The sequence below is a fragment of the Brevundimonas sp. UBA5936 genome, from assembly GCA_002430835.1.
In the GTDB taxonomy this organism is placed as follows: domain Bacteria; phylum Pseudomonadota; class Alphaproteobacteria; order Caulobacterales; family Caulobacteraceae; genus Brevundimonas.
In genome coordinates, this window is record DJDA01000019.1 from 1 (window position 1) to 17,527 (window position 17,527).

A 17,527-nucleotide genomic window follows, 5' to 3' on the forward strand; every position below is an offset into this window, starting at 1 on the left:
GGCGGGGGCGGCGGCGGCGGGGGAGCCGCCGGCTCGGCGCCGAACGCATAGCGCAGGCCCAGCGTCACGGTGTGCGACTGGTCGTAGTCGCCTTCCAGGGTGCCGAAGGCCGGACCGGCCGACTGGGTGGTGTCGAACTCGGCGTCGCCCGTCAGGTAACGGTACGTCAGGTCGATGTTGGCGCGGTCGCCCACAGCCCAGGCCAAACCGGCGATCGCCTGAGCGGCGAACTTGGTCGAGCTGTCGTCAGCCGTGAAGGTGACGCCCGGGTTCTGGCGCAGACGGCCGATCGTGTCGACGTTGACGCGGTTCACACCGACGCCCAGGCCGACGAACGGACGGATGGTCCAGTCCGGCGAACCGAAGTCGTACAGGACGTTGGCCATCAGAGTCGTCGACTCGATGTCGCCTTCCGGCGAGTGGCACGGGCCGGTGGCCGGCGTCAGGTTGCACAGGCCGTTCGGGCCCGAGACAGCACGCACCTTGCCGATGTCGCCCGAGCGGTAGCCGCCTTCGAGCTCCATGCGCCAGTTCGGGTTGAAACGGTAGCCGAGGCGAGCGAACGCCGCCCAGCCGTCGTTGACTTCCCAGTTCCAGTGGTGGCCGGTCGCCGACGCTTCCGTGTTGATGTCGTCGATGATGTGGTAGCCGGCGTCGATCGCGCCGTACCAGCCATCGGGCTCAGCCGAAGCAGCGCCGGCCGACAGGGCCAGGGCGGCCGCTGCGCTCGACGCCAGGATCAAACTCTTGACACGCATAGGATGCGGCCCTCCGAGGTCTATTGACAGGTGGGCGACTAGAAAGTCACCTGCCGCGTCCCTACCAGCGTTGCCATTTCTGGTCGAGCATAAAGGCATCAAAGCCACAGGTAATTTGAGAAGAGTGGCTCACGCGCTACAGAAATAAACAGAGGGTAAACGCCAAGCGCGCCTGCCCTCTTGACCTGCCGCCCGCCCTGTCGTCCACATCCGCCCAATTGCGACGACCTGTTGGACACCATGGCTTCCATCTGCATTGACGGCTTTAATCTGGCGCTGGCGAAGGGATCGGGCATCGCCACCTATGGCCGGAACCTGCTGATCAACGCGCGCGAAATCGGTCTGGGAACCCAGGCCCTGTACGGCCCGCCCGCGCCGCGCCGCGCCAGCAACGTCGTCAATGAAACCGCCCTGACCGACGCCGAACGTCCGCCCGAAAAGCTGAACCGCAAGAAGAAGATGCAGCGCTTCCGCGACACCTACATGTCGCGTTTCGGTCGTGAGGCCCACGCTATCCTGCCCTCAGGCGAGGTGATCTGGCCCAGCCGCGGCGGGGGTCGCCCGGCCGTGGATCGTTTCTGGGCTGCGCAGAACCTGTTCCAGAACGCCAACCGCTGCTTCGCCGCCTATGGCAAGGAAACGCCGGTCCGCTTCGAAGCGACCGCTGACGCCCCCGCGCCCGATGTGATGCACTGGACGGCGACCCTGCCGCTCTACGCCAAGGGCGCGCCGAACATCTACACCATCCACGACCTGATCCCGCTGCGCCTGCCGCACACCACGATGGACGACAAGGCGGTGTACATGAAGCTGTGTCAGGCCGTGGCCGCCCGCGCCGATCACATCGCCGTCGTCTCTGAAACCACGCGTCAGGACGTCATCCGCCTGCTGGGCGTGTCCGAGGACCGCGTCACCAACACCTATCAGGCCGTCCACCTGCCGACGACGCTGACGGAACGCAGCCAGGCCGAGGTGGAGCTGGAGCTGGAAGGCGTCTTCAACCTGGGATGGAAAGACTACTTCCTGCATTTCGGGGCCATCGAGCCCAAGAAGAACCTGGGCCGGATCGTCGAGGCCTATCTCGCCTCGGGCAGCAAGACGCCCCTGGTGATCATCGGCGGCCGCGCCTGGCTGGACGAGGGCGAGACCGCCCTGCTGAACCAGGTCAAGCGCGACGGCGGCCCCAGCGCCGACCGTATTCGCCAGTATGAATACATGCCCTTCTCCATGCTGATCAGCCTGATCCGGGGCGCGAAGGCCACGCTGTTCCCGTCCCTGTATGAGGGCTTCGGCCTGCCGGTGCTGGAATCCATGGCCCTGTCGACGGCGGTGCTGACCTCAACCGGCGGCTCCCTGCCCGAGGTGGCCGGCGACGCGGCCGTCGTGGTCGATCCCTATGACGTCCAGGCCATCACGCGCGGCATCCAGGCCCTGGACGCCGACGAGGCCCTGCGCGCCGATCTGCAGGCGCGCGGCCTGATCCAGGCCGGGAAGTTCACTCCCGAAGCCTATCAGGCGCGGCTGCGGGAGCTGTACGCCAAGGTCGGCCTGGCGACGACCTGAGCCATGCCCGCCCCCCTCTCGCCGCAACGCCTGAGCCATCTTGAACGGCTGGAGGCGGAAAGCATCCACATCCTGCGCGAGGTGGCGGCCGAATGCGCCCGCCCCGTGCTGCTCTATTCGATCGGCAAGGATTCCGCGGCGCTGCTGCACCTGGCCCGCAAGGCCTTCTATCCAGCCCCGCCGCCCTTCCCCCTGCTGCATGTCGACACGACGTGGAAGTTCCGCGCCATGTACGCCCTGCGCGACCGCATGGCGGACGAAAGCGGCGCGCGCCTGATCGTCTATCGCAACCCCGAAGCCGAGAGCCGGGGCATCAATCCGTTCGACCACGGCTCGGCCGTTCATACGGACCTTTGGAAGACGCAGGGGCTGAAGCAGGCGCTGGACCTGCACGGCTTCGACGCCGCCATCGGCGGGGCGCGACGCGACGAAGAGGCCAGCCGCGCCAAGGAGCGGGTCTTCTCCTTCCGCGGCCCCGGCCACCGCTGGGATCCGCGCCGCCAACGTCCCGAGCTGTGGAACCTCTATAACGCCCGTGTTTCGCCGGGCGAGAGCATGCGCGTCTTCCCCCTGTCGAACTGGACCGAGTTCGACGTCTGGGACTACATCGCCGCCGAGAACATCCCCGTCGTCGACCTGTATTTCGCCGCCCCGCGCCCCGTGGTCCGGCGCGAAGGCTCGCTGATCGTGGTCGATGACGAGCGGATGCGTCTGCTGCCGGGCGAAACCCCGGAAATCCGCACCGTGCGCTTCCGCACCCTGGGCTGCTACCCCCTGTCCGGCGCCATCGAGAGCCAGGCGGCCGACCTGGAGGCGATCATCGCCGAGATGCGCGCTTCTCGCACCTCCGAACGTCAGGGCCGGCTGATCGACCGCGACCAGGCCGGGTCGATGGAACGCAAGAAACAGGAGGGCTATTTTTGAGCGCCCCCTCCCCCCAGCGCGACCTGCTGCGCTTCATCACCTGCGGCTCGGTCGATGACGGCAAGTCGACCCTGATCGGCCGCCTGCTGCATGATCTGGGCGCCGTGCCCGAAGACCAGCTGGCGAGCATACTGGACGCCGACGGCCGACCCGACTTCTCGCGCCTGGTCGACGGCCTGCTGGCCGAGCGCGAGCAGGGCATCACCATCGATGTCGCCTACCGCTATTTCTCGACCGCGACACGCAGCTTCATCGTCGCCGACACGCCGGGACATGAGCAGTACACGCGCAACATGGCGACGGGCGCCTCGACCGCCGACGCAGCCGTCATCCTGGTGGATGCGCGCAAGGGCGTGCTGACCCAGACGCGCCGTCACGCCCACATCCTGGCCCTGATGGGGGTGAAGCGCGTCATCCTGGCCGTGACCAAGATGGACTTGGCCGACTGGTCAGCCGAAACCTTCGCACGGATTGCGACGGAGTTCGACGCCTATGCCCGCCAGATCGGTCTGGAGGCGCGGGCCATTCCCCTGTCCGGCGCGACCGGCGACAATGTGGTCGGGCGCGGCGGCGGCGGCTGGTTCGACGGCCCCACCCTGATCGAGGCGCTGGAGGCCCTGCCTGTCGCCACGGCGGCGCCGGACCGGGCCTTCCGCATGCCGGTGCAGGGGGTCGTGCGCCCCAACCAGGATCTGCGCGCCTATACGGGGCTGATCGCCTCCGGCGCCGTGCGTCCGGGCGACGCGGTCAGGGCCGTGCCATCGGGGGTCGTGTCGCAGGTGGCGCGCCTCCTGGCGCCCGAAGGCGACCGTGACGCCGCCCTCGCGGGTCAAGCGGTCATGCTGACCCTGACCGACGAGATCGACCTGTCGCGCGGCGACGTCCTGTGCGCCGCGTCGGACCCGCTGGAAGCCGCCGATCAGTTCGAAGCAACCGTGATCTGGATGGACGAGGCGGCCCTGCTGCCCGGCCGTCAATATGACCTCAAGCTGGGAACCCGCACGGTATCCGCCTCCGTCACCGACATCCGCCACAAGGTGAACGTCAACACCCTGGAGGCTTTGGCGGCGCGGACGCTGGAGCTGAACGACATCGGCGTCTGCCACCTGTCGCTGGGCGCCGACATCGCCTTCGCCCCCTATGAGGTCGATCGCCAGCTGGGCGGTTTCATCCTCATCGATCGGATCAGCCAGGCCACGGTCGGGGCGGGCATGATCCGCTTCGCCCTGCGCCGCGCCCACAACATCCATCGCCAGTCGATCAAGGTCGACCGCGCCCGCCGCGCCGCCCTGAAGCAACAGACACCCGCCGTGTTGTGGTTCACCGGCCTATCGGGATCCGGCAAGTCCACCATCGCCAACCTGGTCGAGGAGCAGCTGGCCGCCGAGGGACGCCACACCTATCTGATCGACGGCGACAACCTGCGCCACGGGTTGAGCCGCGACCTGGGCTTCACCGACGCGGACCGGGTCGAGAACATCCGCCGCGCGGCCGAAGCCGCCAAGATGATGGCCGACGCCGGCCTGATCGTCCTGGTCTGCCTGATCTCGCCCTTCCGCGCCGAGCGAGCGATGGCGCGCGAGATGATGGGCGACATCGCCTTCCTGGAGGTGTTCATCGACGCCCCCCTGACGGTGGCCGAAGCGCGCGACGTCAAGGGGCTGTACGCCAAGGCCCGTCGCGGCGAGCTGACGAACTTCACCGGCATCGACAGTCCCTATGAGGCGCCAGAAAGTGCCGACGCCCACATCCAGACCGACAAAAGGGCCGCGCCCGAAGCGGCCGAGCTCATTCTGAACGTCCTGCGCAAGACAACCCCTTAGCGGCAGCGCAGGCCTTGGGCGACCGAGGCGCCGCATCGACAAGCCGTCCTTGATCTGCCTATGCAATCGTGGTCCCGTGAAACGAACCGGAGAACACCATGGAGCTCGTTGATCGATCAGATCGATATGTTGACGAGAATGGGTTTGTCGATGTTCGACGCCTGATCACGGCCTATGGTCACGATGAACACGCCGCCCGCGCCGACAACTATTTCCGCGGCATCGACAACCCTTGGGCCCATGTGCTGAGGAAGCCGTTCTCCAATCTTCACGAGACCCCGCCGACCCTGTCGGGGATCTCGGCTCTGCTGCAGATGCTTCAACCCAAGCCGGGCGATGTCGTGGTCGATTTCGGCTGTGGAACCGGATGGCTTTCCCAGGCTCTGGGCCTGCTGGGATGCCGGCCCATCGGCGTCGATATCTCTGAGGAAGCTCTTTCGATCGCCCGCGCAGCCGTCGCCGAGCACCCTTATCTGTCGCAACGCGACATTCGCTTCGAAGCCATAACGGAAGGCGGCATCCCCCTGCCCGACGCATCCGTCGATCGGGTGATCTGCTTCGACAGCTTCCACCACGTGGCCGACCAGGCGATGTACATTCGCGAGTTCCACCGCATCCTGAAGCCTGGCGGCATCGCCGGTCTGCACGAACCCGGCCCCAATCACTCGTCCACGCCCATGTCGCAATATGAGATGCGGCAATTCGCGGTGATCGAGAACGACATCGTCGTCGAGGACATCGCCGCCATCGCGGCGGAAACCGGCTTCGAAGACTTCCGCATGGCGCTCTTCACCGACATCCCGCTGACGCTGTCGCTCGACGAATACCGGGACATGCAAAGCCGCCCCAATCGCGCCGTCGTGGATATCGGCTCCTACTTCATCGAGAACAACAAGAACCGGCGCGTCTTCACCTTCCGCAAGCCTGGGGCGGAGCGCCTGGACAGCCGCACCCGCGAAGGCTTCTTCGGGACCATCGAGCTGGTCTCGGTCGCTGAGAACAAGACGGACTCTGTCCGCATCGCCATCACCAACACAGGCCAGGGCAGTTGGCGGGCCTCGGGCGTCGAGCCCGGCTGTGTGAACATCGGCGTCAAGGCGTTCGACGCCGCAGGCGCCGCGCTCAACTCGGAGCCCTCGCGCATCTTCGCCGTGCCGCCGCTCGAGCCTGGCGAAAGCGCTGAAGTCGAGATCCGCATCGCCTCTACGGATCTGGCCGAAGGCGTGCATTTCGAGATCGACCTGGTCGCGGAACAGGTCGCCTGGCTCAGCGTCCTGGGCGCGCCGACGTTGAAGTTCTAAAGACCGCGCCTTGAAGTCTCGGCGTTTTCGGCAGGAAACCCTTCGCGATTTCAGGCCGGAAGGCGAATGAAACTTTGCACCCCGGCACGGGTCGGCTATGGTCCAGAAGCGTCGAGGCGGGGCTCCCCTCCTCGGCGCGCTCAGCTCCTTGCAGCGTCGCTGCGTCAACACTCGTTCGATGTTCGCAAAAGCAGCCCGCCACCTGAAAATCGTCGGCGCATTGATGATGCGCGAGATGGCCACGCGGTTCGGTCGCGAGGGCCTCGGCTTTGCGTGGATCGTCGGCGAACCCTTGCTGTTCTGCTTCGGCGTCATGTTCCTGTGGGCCGCCACCAAGCCCGAATATGAACACGGCGTACGCCTCATCCCGTTCGTCATGACGGGCTATATGTCGCTGATCCTGATCCGACACCTGATCGGAGCGCTGGCGTCGGCGCTGCAATCCAACCTGGGGCTGCTGTACCACCGCAAGGTGAGCCCGATGCATATCTTCACCTCGCGGGCCATGATCGAGATCGGCGGCACCACCGCGGCCTTCGTGATCGTCTACCTGGTGCTGCTTGCGATGGGCGAAGTGCAGCTGCCGCACGACTATCTGACGCTCTATGTCGGCTGGACGCTGCTGTGCTGGGTCAGCGTGGGCTTCGCCCTGGTGCTGACCGGACTGGCGATGCGGTACGATGTGTTCGAACGACTGATCGGTCTGATCAGCTATCTGCTCATCCCCCTTTCGGGCGCCTTCAGCATGGTGGCCTGGCTGCCCCCCGACTTCCAGAAATTCATCCTCCTGATCCCCTTCGTCCACGGGGTTGAGATGGTGCGGGCGGGCGTTTTCGATGAATTCACGCCGACGTATTTCGACGTCGGCTACGCCCTGCTATGTGGCGCGGTGTTCAATCTGCTAGGCTTGGCCATGATCGCGGGTGCGCGCGATCGTATCGCGGTCGAGTAAAGAGCCAACGATTTCCAAGGCGAAACCTCTCTATGGCTGAGCAAAAGATCAGTTACGTCGGCCCTCTGAACGCTATCGAGGGCCCAAAGAAGAAGCCAAAGGACATCTGGAAACGGATTCCTCTGGGCTTCGTGCTGGTCGTCGCCCTGCCGACCCTGATCGCGGCGGTCTACTACCTGCTGATCGCCGCCCCGCTCTATGTGTCCGAGGCCCGCTTCGTCGTGCGTTCGGCCAATGTCGGCCAGCCGTCCGCCGTAGGCCTGGCCCTGCAAGGCGTCGGCTTCTCGACCGGCATGAACGACGCCTTTGCGGTGCACGAGTACATGTCGTCGCGGGACGGCCTGGCGGAGTTGCAGCAGCAGTTCGACGTCAACAAGGTCTTCGCCCGCCCCGGCTCCGACTTCATCGCCCGCTATCCGCGCCCTTGGGAGTCTCGCAGCGAAGAGAGCCTCTACAAGGCGTTCAAGCGCTTCATGACGGTCGGCTATGACGCCGGCACGGGCATCAGCACCCTGCGGGTCGAAGCGTTCGACCCCAAGGACGCCCAGAACGTCAACAAGGCCCTCCTGGCCAGCGGCGAAACCCTGATCAACCGCCTGAACGAGCGGGCGTCGAACAACGCCGTGCGCGACGCCAAGGCTGCGCTTGAACGCGCCCAGACCGAGGTCGCCGCCTCTCAGCAGGCGCTGACGGCCCTGCGCAACAACGCCCAATTCATCGATCCCCGACTGGCTGCGGCCGAAAGCTCGGGCGTCATCAACGGCCTGTTGGTGACGATCGCCCAGTTGCGCGCCGAGCGCACCCAGATCGCGGCCGAGGCGCCCTCCAGCCCCCAACTGCCGATCCTCGACAACCGCATCGCCGCCTATGAGCGCCAGGTCGCCGAGGCCCGCGCCAAGATGGCCGGAGACGCGAGTTCGCTGGCGACCAAGATCGGCCCGTTCGAAGAGCTGACGCTGCGTCGCGAGATCGCCGACAAGCAACTGGCCCAGGCCACGGCCGCCCTGCTGTCCGCCGAACAGGAAGCCCGTCGCCAGAAACTCTATCTTGAGCGCATCGTCGAGCCGAGCCTGCCGGACAAGGCGTCCGAGCCGCGCCGCTGGCGTTCGATTCTCACCGTCCTGGCCTCGACCTTGCTGCTTTACGGCGTGGGCTGGCTGATCTGGGCCGGCATCCGGGAACATAGGCAGGACTGATGACGTCGGACGCCGATACGGACCCCGGCCTTCGCGTCCAAAACGTCGGGAAGACCTATCACGGAGCGCACAAGCCCCTGTTCACCGGGTTGAATTTCGACCTGGGGCGGTCAGGACGGCTGGCGATTCTCGGCCGCAACGGCCAGGGCAAGTCGACCCTCATCAAGATGCTGGGCGGCGTCATGCCCGCCAGCGAGGGCTCCATCTCGTGGCGGATGTCCTCGTCCTGGCCGATCGGCTTCGGCGGCGGCTTTCAGGGCAGTCTGTCCGGCCTGGACAACGTGCGGTTCCTCTCACGCCTCTATGACCGAGATTACCACGAGACGCTTGAGCGCGTGGACGACTTCGCGGAGCTGGGAAAGGCCCTGCGCGACCCGGTGAAGCACTATTCGTCGGGGATGCGCGCGCGCCTGGCCTTCGGCCTGTCGCTGGCCATCGAATTCGACTGCTATCTGATCGACGAACTGGTGGCGGTCGGCGACGCCCGCTTCCAGCGGAAGTGCCAGGAAGGCCTGTTCGAGGAACGGGCGCACCGCGCCTTCCTCATGGCCTCCCACGACGTACAGCTGATCGCCAACTACTGCGATCGCGCCCTCATTATCGAAAGCGGCCGAGCCAAGATGTTCCATGACATCCAGGAAGCGGTCGAGGTCTACACCTGGCTGCGGGCTGCATGAGCGCCGATATGAACGCCCGCAACTGGATCGTCCTGCCCCAGCTGCCGAACCGGCAGGACTGGATCGCGCGCTTGAGCGAGGCCGCAACGGCGGCGGGCTATGTCCTGCATGACTGGGATGAAAACCAGGCGTTCGACGACGCCGCCCCTGTCCTGTTGCTGACCGCATCGGCCGACGAAGCACGTAGCCGCCAACCCGACGTCAGCCGCATCGCCGCCGTCCTGGACGCCCTGGACATCATCATCCCTGATGAGATGGAGCAGGCGGAGCGCCATCGGATCGTGCATGCCGCCAGCCAGGGCTTCGCTCAAGCGACGACCCTGCCTCCTGAGCGCGTGTTCGGCCCTGACGATCTTGCGAAGGGGCCTATTCGCCTCTTCCCCGATCTGGAGGTGAAGCGCCCGCGCGCCCAGTCGCCCGTGCAAGGGCCGATGGCTGCGGCGCTGCAATTCTATACGCAAGGCCAGGCGGTTTGGCCCGGCGCCGTTCTGACCTGGCACAGGCCGCCGACCCATGCAGGCGGCTTCGCCTCTCTCGACCTGACCGGTCGGCCGCGCATCATCGTCTACGGCCCCTATTTCGACATGCCCCAGGGACGCTGGAAGGCGGTCTTCACCCTGTCGGTCGACGACTACGCCAGCCGGTATCTGTTCCGAGCCGACTGGGGCGGCATGGAGGACTTCGCCAGTCAGGAGTTCCGGCTGCAACGTCCCGGCGTCTTCGAAATAGAAATGGTCTACGACTGGGAGACGCCGGGCATCTGCGAGTTCCGCCTGCTGGTGATGGAAGGCGTCTTCCACGGCCAGATCAGCCTGTCGGACCTGGTCGTCTCTCGCGTCGACTAGGGCCCGGTCAGGCCGCGCCTCTCCAGGCTGCTCCCCGCCAGCGGGGCCCACCATTCCTCGTTCTGAAGATACCAGGCCACGGTCTGGGCCACGCCGTCCTCCATCGCGCCTTGCGGGCTCCAACCCAGGTCGCGACGGATGGCGCCCGCGTCGACGGCATAGCGCCGATCATGACCCGGCCGGTCCTCCACCAGACGGATCGCCGAACGGTGCGGCTCTGCGTCTTCGCGAGGGTGAAGGCGGTCAAGCGCCCCGCAAACCAGCTCGGCGATCTGAAGATTGGTGCGTTCCGCATCGCCGCCGACGCAATAGGTGCGGCCCGGCTCGGCCGCCTGCAGCATCAGCGCCAGGGCGCGGGCGTGATCCTCGACGAACAGCCAGTCGCGGACGTTGAGGCCGTCGCCGTAGATCGGCAGGCTCTGCCCCGACAGGGCGCGCAGGATCAGGGTCGGAATCAGCTTTTCAGGAAACTGCCGGGGGCCGTAATTGTTGGAGCAGTTGCTGATGAGAACGGGCAGGCCATAGGTCTGGCCCCAGGCTCGCACCAGATGGTCCGACGCCGCCTTGGAGGCGGAATAGGGCGAGCGCGGATCATAGGGCGTCGCCTCGTCGAACCGCCCCTCGGCGCCGAGAGAGCCGAACACCTCGTCCGTCGAGACATGGAGGAAACGGAATGCGTCGCGCGCCGCCCCGCTCAGCCCACGCCAATGGGCCAGCGCCTGGTCGAGCAAAACCTGAGTCCCGACCACATTGGTCTGGATGAAGACGGCCGGACCGTCGATCGAGCGATCAACGTGGGTCTCTGCCGCCAGATGGGCGACGCGATCCGGCTGGAAATCGCGGAAGGCGTCGGCCATGGCCGGCGCATCGCAAATGTCGGCCTTGAGGAAACGAAAACCGGGATAGGCCGCGACGTCGTCCAGCGAAGCCTCGACCCCGGCGTAGGTCAGCTTGTCGACAACCAGCACCTCGTCGCCACGCGCCAGAAGTTCGCGAACCAGAGCCGAGCCGATGAAGCCGGCGCCGCCGGTGAGCAATGTCCGCACAAGCGTCTCCTTCGTCGCAGACGCCCCGGCTAACGGCTAACCGCGCCCAGGTCCACAATCGACAGGGTGGAGGCCTGATCACCTCGGAAAGGCGTGTCCAGATCCCGCAGGCGCGGCCAGGCGCGGTCGCGCTCCGCCAGAACCGCCTGGTCCGCCGTGACCGGCCAGGAAATCTCGAGGTCGGGATCGTCCCACGCCAGCCCCGCCTCATGCTCGGGCGCGTATGGCGCGGAGACCTTATAGGCCACCTCCGTGCCCGGCCGCAGGGTGACGAAGCCGTGGGCGAAGGACGGCGGCACGAACAGCTGATCGCCGCTCTCCGCCGTCAGCTCGACCGCATGTGCGCGGCCGAAACTGGGCGCCCCGGCGCGCAGGTCGACCACGACATCGAGGATGGCGCCGCGCAGGCAGCGCACCAGCTTCGCCTGGGCATAGGGCGGACGCTGAAAATGCAAGCCGCGCACGACGCCCTGGGCCTCGGACCAGGACTGGTTGTCCTGCACGAAGTCGCAGTCGATCCCCGCGGCCGCGAAACGCGCCCTGGACCAGGTTTCCGAGAACCATCCGCGCGCGTCGCCGTGACGCGGGGTCCGCAGCAGGATGACCTCTCCGTTCACGAGCCAGCCGAGCCGGACGCCGTTTCGGCCGAAGCTTCGGGCCTGGAGGCCATGAGGGCGTAGGCGCGGTCCAGCGCCTCGTTGCGGACGAACAGCAAGCGCGGCGCAGGCGCCGCCTCCCGCTCCCAGGCGCCCGGCGTGGAGCCGCCGTTCAGCGGCGAACCGTAGAAGATATGCGCGCCGATCTGGCGCACGCGCTCCAGCCTCCGTCCCCAGGACGGGCGGACATAGTTGGCGTGATAGTTCACCGAATTCTTGGGCAACTGGCTGGCCGAGCGGCCCTCATAAACCTCGCGCGCAATGCGCTCGGCGCGCGCCCAGGCGACCGCGCTGACCGGGCGACGGCCGATCGAACCGTCACAGGTGAAGGTGAACTGGCAGGTGCGGCTGTTGCGCTGATAGACGACCTCGCAGACGTCCTTGGGATAGGCGCGATGCCGCGAACGGTTCAGCACGACCTCGGCGACCGCAGCCTGACCGGATTCGCTCTCGTTGCGGGCCTCGTAGTAGACTGCCTGGGTCAGGCACTCGAGATCGTTGTCCGGAATACGCGGCGGCGTTCTCAGGTCGAGCGTCGGCTCGACATAGCCACGGCTGTTGCGACGGGCCGAGCTCGCCGCAGACAGGTTGACGGGCGGGGGCGCGAAGGAGGCGGCGGGCTCGCTCCGGACCTCGGACGCGGCGCGCGCAGCGCCGGGGGCGCGACGAGTTTCAGCTCGGCGAACTTCGGCGCGAGGGCGCACAGGCCGCGGCGGGGCGTCGGTCAGGCGTGCGCCCGCGCCTTCCTTGACCATGGTCTGCAGACGCGCGTTCAGGCGGGCCCGGCGATCCGCATCGGTGTCCGTCGTGAGGGTCGGCGACGCCGGGGCATAGGCGGGGATCGGCTTGATCGCGCCGGGCTCCGCCTGGGCGAAGGGGACGTGATTGGTCAGCCCCGCCCAACCGGCGACGCCCAATCCTCCCGCGATCAGCACCGAAGCGACGCCGCGCATCATTCCCCCCCACAAACTATCCGCTCTGAATACCAGCCGTCACGATCAGCGCCAAGCAGAAGCGCCGGTCGACGAGATTGGCAGGCGCGGCGCGAGGCCCTAGTAAGGCCTTGTCATGCAGACCGCGCGCCGCTCCGGCTTTTCCCTCATCGAAGCCCTGGTCGTCCTGGCGATCGGCGGCATGGCGCTGGCCGTCATCTTCTCGATCGGAATCAAGGCCGGCGACAGCGGTTTTTCGTTGGGCCGACGCGCCATGTCGGTCGCCGACGCCGATGTCGCCGTCAGCGACCTGCGCAGCATCATCCGCAGCGTCAGCGTACGCCCCCCCGCCTCCATGCTGGAAGGCGTCGACCAGCCTATCCTGGCGGCGACCGATCGGCTGGAGGTCGATGTGGTGATGGAGCGGGCCACGGGTTGCGCCCCCCAGGGTTGGGCCGGACGCATGACCCTGAGCCTTCGCACCGAGGGCGAACCCGCCGTGCTGTGCCAGGCCGGCGACCGGACCATCACCTTGATGCCCCTGCCCCAGGGCGTAGAGGCCGCATTGTCCTACTCCGAAGACGGCCAGGCCTGGGGCCCGACGTTCGAGACCCCGAAAAACCAGTCCCTGGGCATGGACGGCATGCGCAGCCGCCAGCTGTTCGTCCGCCTGAAGGCCGGGCCGGTGGATGTCATCGAAACGGCTTCGAGCGGTCTACCCGGACGATGGGTGAGGTCCGATGTCGACTTCTAGCCCCGAATCTAGCCCCGACGCTCGCTTGTCCGCGCCGCAGCCGCGTCGCGGCTTCGCCCTGCCGGCGGTACTGGCGGTGACGGGAGTGGTGACCCTGATCTTCCTGGTGGCCATCACCGCCCTGGCCAGCCTTACGGCCGAAGCGGCGGCGGCGCGCGCGCGCGTGCGTTTCCTGCAGCGCGCCATGTCGGCCGAAGCCGCCCTCGCCTATATGGCCGCCACCGAACCGACGCGCGCCTATGGCTTCGGCGTCCATGACATCCGCAACCCGTTCGACGCCGACTTCAACGCGGAGCCGTCCAATGCGGCTGGCGTGCCGGTTGAACAGGTTTTCGCCGACAGCCGCCGCTATCTGATGGATGTGGACGGCCCTCTGGTGCTGCGGCTCCAGGATCAGGCGGGCATGCTCAACACCGCCATGTTGTTCGGCCAGGTCCATGAGCGTTACCTCGAAGCCGTCGGCGTCGAGGCCAGCGAGCGTCAGCCCATGATCGCCCGCTTTCAGGACTACATCGACTACGACGACCTGAGACAGCCTAACGGCGCCGAACGCGCCGATTACGCCAATGGCGGACCGGCCAATCGCCGCCTGATCCGGCCGACCGAATGGCTGTCGATCCTGGGCGCGCGTCAAGCCGTGGATGCGAAGGCGTGGCGACGGATGCGACCGCACCTGGCCGCCGACCCCACAGCGTCGTCTATCAATGTAAACACCGCCGGCGCGCCGGTCCTGGCCCTCTTGTTCGGGCTGAACGAAAGCCAGGCCGAGGCGCTGATCCGCGCCCGCGCAGACCGCCCGCTGACCTCTCTGACCGACATCAGCAATGTCACAGGCGTCGCCTTCGACGGCGACTATGAGCAGGTCTACACCTATCCCTCCGGCGTCACGATCCTGACCCTGCACGACACTAGATCCGCCTGGACCTATCGCGCGCGCCTGACGCTGACCCCGACCGGTCTTGAGCAACCGCTCTGGATCGACCAGACTGAACTGACAGAGGCCCCTCGCCGGGCCGTGGCCGACACATCCGATGCAACTCGACTTTCTTACGCCCCGCGTTGAGCGGCTCAGCGCCGACGGCGCCATCGACGTCGTCCACCCCGGCGGACGCCTGGGCGGATCGTTGCGGCGTCCCATCCTGCTGCTGGCGCGCGATCTGTGCGCCTTCAGCCTGTTTCCGAGCGCCGCCCTGCCGCGCAGCCGACGCCGCCAGGCCGCCGCCCTGCATGCGCGCCTGGGCGCGCCCTATGTCCAGTCCGGCTCGGCCCTGAGCAAGGCGGGAGACGACTTCGGCGTCTGGTGGTGGGACGCCGATCGCGTCGAGGCCCTGCTGAGCGCCAAGGACGTGACCGCCCGCCCCCTGATCCGTCCCGAAACCCTGGCTCAGCCACGCGGCGAAAGCTGGCGCATCGTGCGCTTGAAGCAGGGCTATGAGGCCCAGCTATGGGCGGGCAAGGCGCTGCTCGCCTCCGCCTGGCGTCGTGATCGCTACGACGCCGCCGCCTGGTCCGCCTTCGTGCGTCTGCAGCGCGCCGAAACGAATGCACCAGAAGCCCCTCCCGCGCCGGCTGACCTGCCGCTGGCCCTGGACAATCGCGAAGCCTTCGCCCTGGCCCCGGTCGAACTGACGCGCGAGCAGATGGCCCTGGCGGCGGGCGGCGCGACGGCCTTCGCCTCCCTGTGTTTCGCCGCCTTCCTGGCGGGCCAAGGTCATGAGCTGGCCAAGGACACGGCGCGCGTCGAGGCCGAGACCGCTGAAATCCGCGCCGCCACCCCGCGCGCCGCTGCGGTGCAGAACCTGGACGCCAGCCAGAAGAAGCTCGTCGCCTATCGTCAGATCGAAGAGCGGACCGGTCCGTTGAGCGCCGCCGGCGCCGCCATCGGCGTCCTGGCCCTGCAAGATCTGACGCCGACCGCGCTGAACGCCGAAACGGAGATGCTGAGCGTCACCCTGGACTATGAGGCGCTGGACAAGATCGCGGGCTTGATCGCGGACCTGGAAGGCTCCGGCTATTTCCACGACGTCCGGCCGCGCACCGACGCTTCGGCCAAGACGCTGGTCGTGGAGATGAAGGTGCGCGAAGCGGCGCCGCCGCTGAGTCCGGAACTCTAGCCCGGCCTGTCCGCGACTATCGCGGCGCCGAGGCCTGATAGCGGATGAAGCGGCAACCGCCGTCATCCGTCCGCAGCGTCATGACCACCCGATCCTGATGGATCAGATTGGCGCTGACAGACCCGCATCCGCCGCCCTCGGCGATGTCCAGCGCCGGCGCCAGGGTGTAGCGCCAGGACGTCCGCAGCTCGAGAACGCGGTCACCTTCGGCTGGGGTCATGGAAGGATCGATGATCCGAACCGGCTCCCCGGTGCGATTGGCCTCGCGCCGCAGGTCGGACACCTGACGCTGAAACTCGAAGAAGACCGCATGGGCCGTCGTCTGATCCAGCATCCGCGAGGTCGAGGGCATGATGATGGCGGAGCTGAGCGCGAAGATCGCCAGCACCACCAGGATCTCCATCAGGCTATAGCCGTCGCGCCCGCTCAGCCGCTGACCAGAGTCGGCGAAACCCGCCGCCAAGGGCGGACCCGCGGGGTCAGCGCGCCTGATCGGACGACACATCGGCGTTGACGCCCTCGCCGCCTTCCTGGCCGTCAGCACCGTAGCTGACGACCCGCGCGCGCGCGTCCGCCGGCGCATCCGGCGACGCAGCCGCAGGCGCCACATAGATATAGGGACGGCCCCAGGGGTCCGGCGGCAGATCCTTGTCCAGATAGGGGCCGGACCAACCCGGCGCCTGTTCTGCGCTGCCCTGCATCAGCAGGGTCAGGCCCTCCTGCTCGGTCGGCAGACGGCCGATGTCGATTCGCATGGTTTCGAGCGCCGCTTCCAGCGAGCGGATCTGCAGACGCGCGGTCTGGGTCTTGGATTTGTCCAACTGAGTGAACAGCCGCGGTCCCACCACGGCGGCGATCAAGGCGATGATGGCCAGAACCACCAGGATTTCGAGCATGGAATAGCCCGCCCGCGCCGCGCGCGTATCGAAACGGCGTTCGGATTGATGCGAAGAGGCAACGACGGTCGAAAAACGGCGATGGAGTCGGTTCAGACTGGGAAGCATTGATCGACCACTCTGGATTTCTAAGCTGTTATGGACGCTTAGCGGTTGCTATAGCTCAGGGCGCATGGGGGGTCGATGCGAATTGCGGCCTGGGCGCGCCCGCAACACGATACAGGACAGATATTGCAAGGCTTCATGGCTGACATGGTCGCTTCGACGCGCGCGTCGATCGAGACGCTGAAGGAGCGCCTGCGCCGCACGACCCCGCGCGAGCGCATGCTTCTTGGCGCGCTCGTGCTGGGCGCCGCCTTCTATGCGCCTGTGGCCGCCCTCGAATCCCGCAGCGCCCAGGCTGACGCCTATATCGATGCGTTGAGCGAACAGTCGACCGCCCGGCTGACCGCCAACGCCGCACGCCGCATCGCCGACGGAGCCGCGGACCGTCTGGCCCTGGACGATATGAACGCCTGGGGTTTTGAAGCCTCCAACCCAGCCGTCGCCCAGGTGCTGATCGAGCATCGCCTGCTGGAAGCCGCCGAAGGCGTCGCCCTGCCCAACGCGCGGATCACCACCAACGCCAAGGTCGAGGCCATCGGGCCGACGCAGTGGCTGGAAGCCGAGGTCCAGGCCGACCTGCGCTGGAGCCCGACCTTCGCCTTCCTGGACAAGCTGGGCGAGTGGCCCGAGGGCTTTCGCGTGGTCAGCTTCCGCTACGAACTGACCCCGCCGCGCCCGATGATGGACGGCGCCGAGCCGCCGCAGACCAGCGGCAAGCTGTGGCTGCGCCTGGCCTTCCCTGTACGCCTGGCTCAGTCCGACCTGACGGAGAAGGCGTCGTGAAGCCGCTGCTGTGGCTGGCGCCGCCGCTCATTCTGGCGTTGAGCTTCCTGAGCGGGACGACCTGGCCGGGCCGCCCGGAAGAGCCGTCCGCCGTGGTGCGCGGCCAGGCGGCGCGCAACAGCGCCGTCGTACGCCCCGGCGGGGGCGTGGTCGCCGCCGTGGCGTTCCTGAAGACCCTGCGGTCAGACCTGCCGCCGCCACC

General features: G+C 67.2%; 19 protein-coding genes. 13 read left to right on the forward strand and 6 right to left on the reverse strand.

All coding sequences use genetic code 11. The features are described from left to right. A partial coding sequence (locus B2Y21_RS01450; RefSeq protein ID WP_292056247.1) for an outer membrane protein occupies positions 1–758 on the reverse strand: 758 nt, incomplete at its 3' end. 240 nt (positions 759–998) lie between these two features. Here B2Y21_RS01450 and B2Y21_RS01455 point away from each other — a divergent pair. The 8 genes from B2Y21_RS01455 (at position 999) to B2Y21_RS01490 (ending at position 10,039) form a co-directional block, all read left to right on the forward strand. Then, positions 999–2,321 (forward strand): glycosyltransferase family 4 protein, encoded by a 1,323-nt coding sequence (locus tag B2Y21_RS01455; RefSeq protein ID WP_292056250.1) that lies wholly within the window; start codon positions 999–1,001, stop codon positions 2,319–2,321. A 3-nt stretch (positions 2,322–2,324) separates the two neighbouring features. Continuing rightward, complete coding sequence (gene cysD, locus B2Y21_RS01460) at positions 2,325–3,245, forward strand: sulfate adenylyltransferase subunit CysD (RefSeq protein ID WP_292056253.1); 921 nt, start codon at positions 2,325–2,327, stop codon at positions 3,243–3,245. Next, on the forward strand, positions 3,242–5,068 hold the full coding sequence (gene cysC, locus B2Y21_RS01465) for an adenylyl-sulfate kinase (RefSeq protein ID WP_292056257.1): 1,827 nt from the start codon (positions 3,242–3,244) through the stop codon (positions 5,066–5,068). The genes cysD and cysC overlap by 4 nt, the downstream gene beginning before the upstream one ends. Before the next feature lie 98 nt (positions 5,069–5,166). Further along, positions 5,167–6,369 (forward strand): class I SAM-dependent methyltransferase, encoded by a 1,203-nt coding sequence (locus B2Y21_RS01470; protein ID WP_292056261.1) that lies wholly within the window; start codon positions 5,167–5,169, stop codon positions 6,367–6,369. Between the two features lie 97 nt (positions 6,370–6,466). Then, positions 6,467–7,321 (forward strand): ABC transporter permease, encoded by an 855-nt coding sequence (locus tag B2Y21_RS01475; RefSeq protein ID WP_292056263.1) that lies wholly within the window; start codon positions 6,467–6,469, stop codon positions 7,319–7,321. A 32-nt stretch (positions 7,322–7,353) separates the two neighbouring features. Next, the gene (locus B2Y21_RS01480; RefSeq protein WP_292056264.1) at positions 7,354–8,517 is read left to right on the forward strand and encodes a chain-length determining protein; all 1,164 of its coding nucleotides are present in this window, start codon (positions 7,354–7,356) and stop codon (positions 8,515–8,517) included. Next, positions 8,517–9,194 carry an ABC transporter ATP-binding protein gene (locus tag B2Y21_RS01485; RefSeq protein ID WP_292056266.1) on the forward strand — a complete coding sequence of 226 codons (678 nt, stop codon included), beginning with the start codon at positions 8,517–8,519 and terminating at the stop codon, positions 9,192–9,194. Before B2Y21_RS01480 ends, B2Y21_RS01485 begins: the two co-directional genes overlap by 1 nt. 8 nt (positions 9,195–9,202) lie before the next feature. Then, the gene (locus tag B2Y21_RS01490) at positions 9,203–10,039 is read left to right on the forward strand and encodes a hypothetical protein (protein ID WP_292056268.1); all 837 of its coding nucleotides are present in this window, start codon (positions 9,203–9,205) and stop codon (positions 10,037–10,039) included. Here B2Y21_RS01490 and rfbB read toward each other — a convergent pair. Genes rfbB through B2Y21_RS01505 form a run of 3 tightly spaced genes read right to left on the reverse strand, consistent with a single transcriptional unit; the run spans position 10,036 to position 12,694 of the window. After that, on the reverse strand, positions 10,036–11,085 hold the full coding sequence (gene rfbB, locus B2Y21_RS01495; protein WP_292056271.1) for a dTDP-glucose 4,6-dehydratase: 1,050 nt from the start codon (positions 11,083–11,085) through the stop codon (positions 10,036–10,038). The genes B2Y21_RS01490 and rfbB overlap by 4 nt on opposite strands. 29 nt (positions 11,086–11,114) lie before the next feature. Then, on the reverse strand, positions 11,115–11,702 hold the full coding sequence (gene rfbC / locus B2Y21_RS01500; protein ID WP_292056274.1) for a dTDP-4-dehydrorhamnose 3,5-epimerase: 588 nt from the start codon (positions 11,700–11,702) through the stop codon (positions 11,115–11,117). Next, complete coding sequence (locus B2Y21_RS01505) at positions 11,699–12,694, reverse strand: cell wall hydrolase (RefSeq protein ID WP_292056276.1); 996 nt, start codon at positions 12,692–12,694, stop codon at positions 11,699–11,701. Before B2Y21_RS01505 ends, rfbC begins: the two co-directional genes overlap by 4 nt. A gap of 115 nt (positions 12,695–12,809) precedes the next feature. Here B2Y21_RS01505 and B2Y21_RS01510 point away from each other — a divergent pair, with 115 nt between their 5' ends. The 3 genes from B2Y21_RS01510 to B2Y21_RS01520 are packed head-to-tail and all read left to right on the forward strand — an operon-like array spanning position 12,810 to position 15,541. Next, positions 12,810–13,427 carry a type II secretion system protein gene (locus B2Y21_RS01510; RefSeq protein WP_292056278.1) on the forward strand — a complete coding sequence of 206 codons (618 nt, stop codon included), beginning with the start codon at positions 12,810–12,812 and terminating at the stop codon, positions 13,425–13,427. Between the two features lie 25 nt (positions 13,428–13,452). Continuing rightward, positions 13,453–14,490 (forward strand): general secretion pathway protein GspK, encoded by a 1,038-nt coding sequence (locus tag B2Y21_RS01515; protein WP_292056279.1) that lies wholly within the window; start codon positions 13,453–13,455, stop codon positions 14,488–14,490. Next, on the forward strand, positions 14,459–15,541 hold the full coding sequence (locus tag B2Y21_RS01520; RefSeq protein WP_292056281.1) for a hypothetical protein: 1,083 nt from the start codon (positions 14,459–14,461) through the stop codon (positions 15,539–15,541). Before B2Y21_RS01515 ends, B2Y21_RS01520 begins: the two co-directional genes overlap by 32 nt. 16 nt (positions 15,542–15,557) lie before the next feature. Here the strand turns inward: B2Y21_RS01520 and B2Y21_RS01525 are convergent, their stop codons facing one another. Beyond that, complete coding sequence (locus tag B2Y21_RS01525) at positions 15,558–16,004, reverse strand: pilus assembly FimT family protein (RefSeq protein WP_292056283.1); 447 nt, start codon at positions 16,002–16,004, stop codon at positions 15,558–15,560. Positions 16,005–16,020: 16 nt separating this feature from the next. Then, entirely contained in the window at positions 16,021–16,545 is a 525-nt protein-coding gene (gene gspG / locus B2Y21_RS01530; RefSeq protein WP_292056284.1) for a type II secretion system major pseudopilin GspG, read from the reverse strand. 135 nt (positions 16,546–16,680) lie between these two features. Between gspG and B2Y21_RS01535 the strand changes: the two genes are divergently transcribed. Both B2Y21_RS01535 and B2Y21_RS01540 read left to right on the forward strand, forming a co-directional pair. After that, positions 16,681–17,325, forward strand: coding sequence for a hypothetical protein (locus B2Y21_RS01535; RefSeq protein WP_292056286.1), 645 nt, complete (start codon positions 16,681–16,683; stop codon positions 17,323–17,325). Continuing rightward, the coding region (locus tag B2Y21_RS01540) for a hypothetical protein (RefSeq protein WP_292056287.1) at positions 17,322–17,527 on the forward strand (206 nt) is incomplete at its 3' end. The genes B2Y21_RS01535 and B2Y21_RS01540, both read left to right, overlap by 4 nt.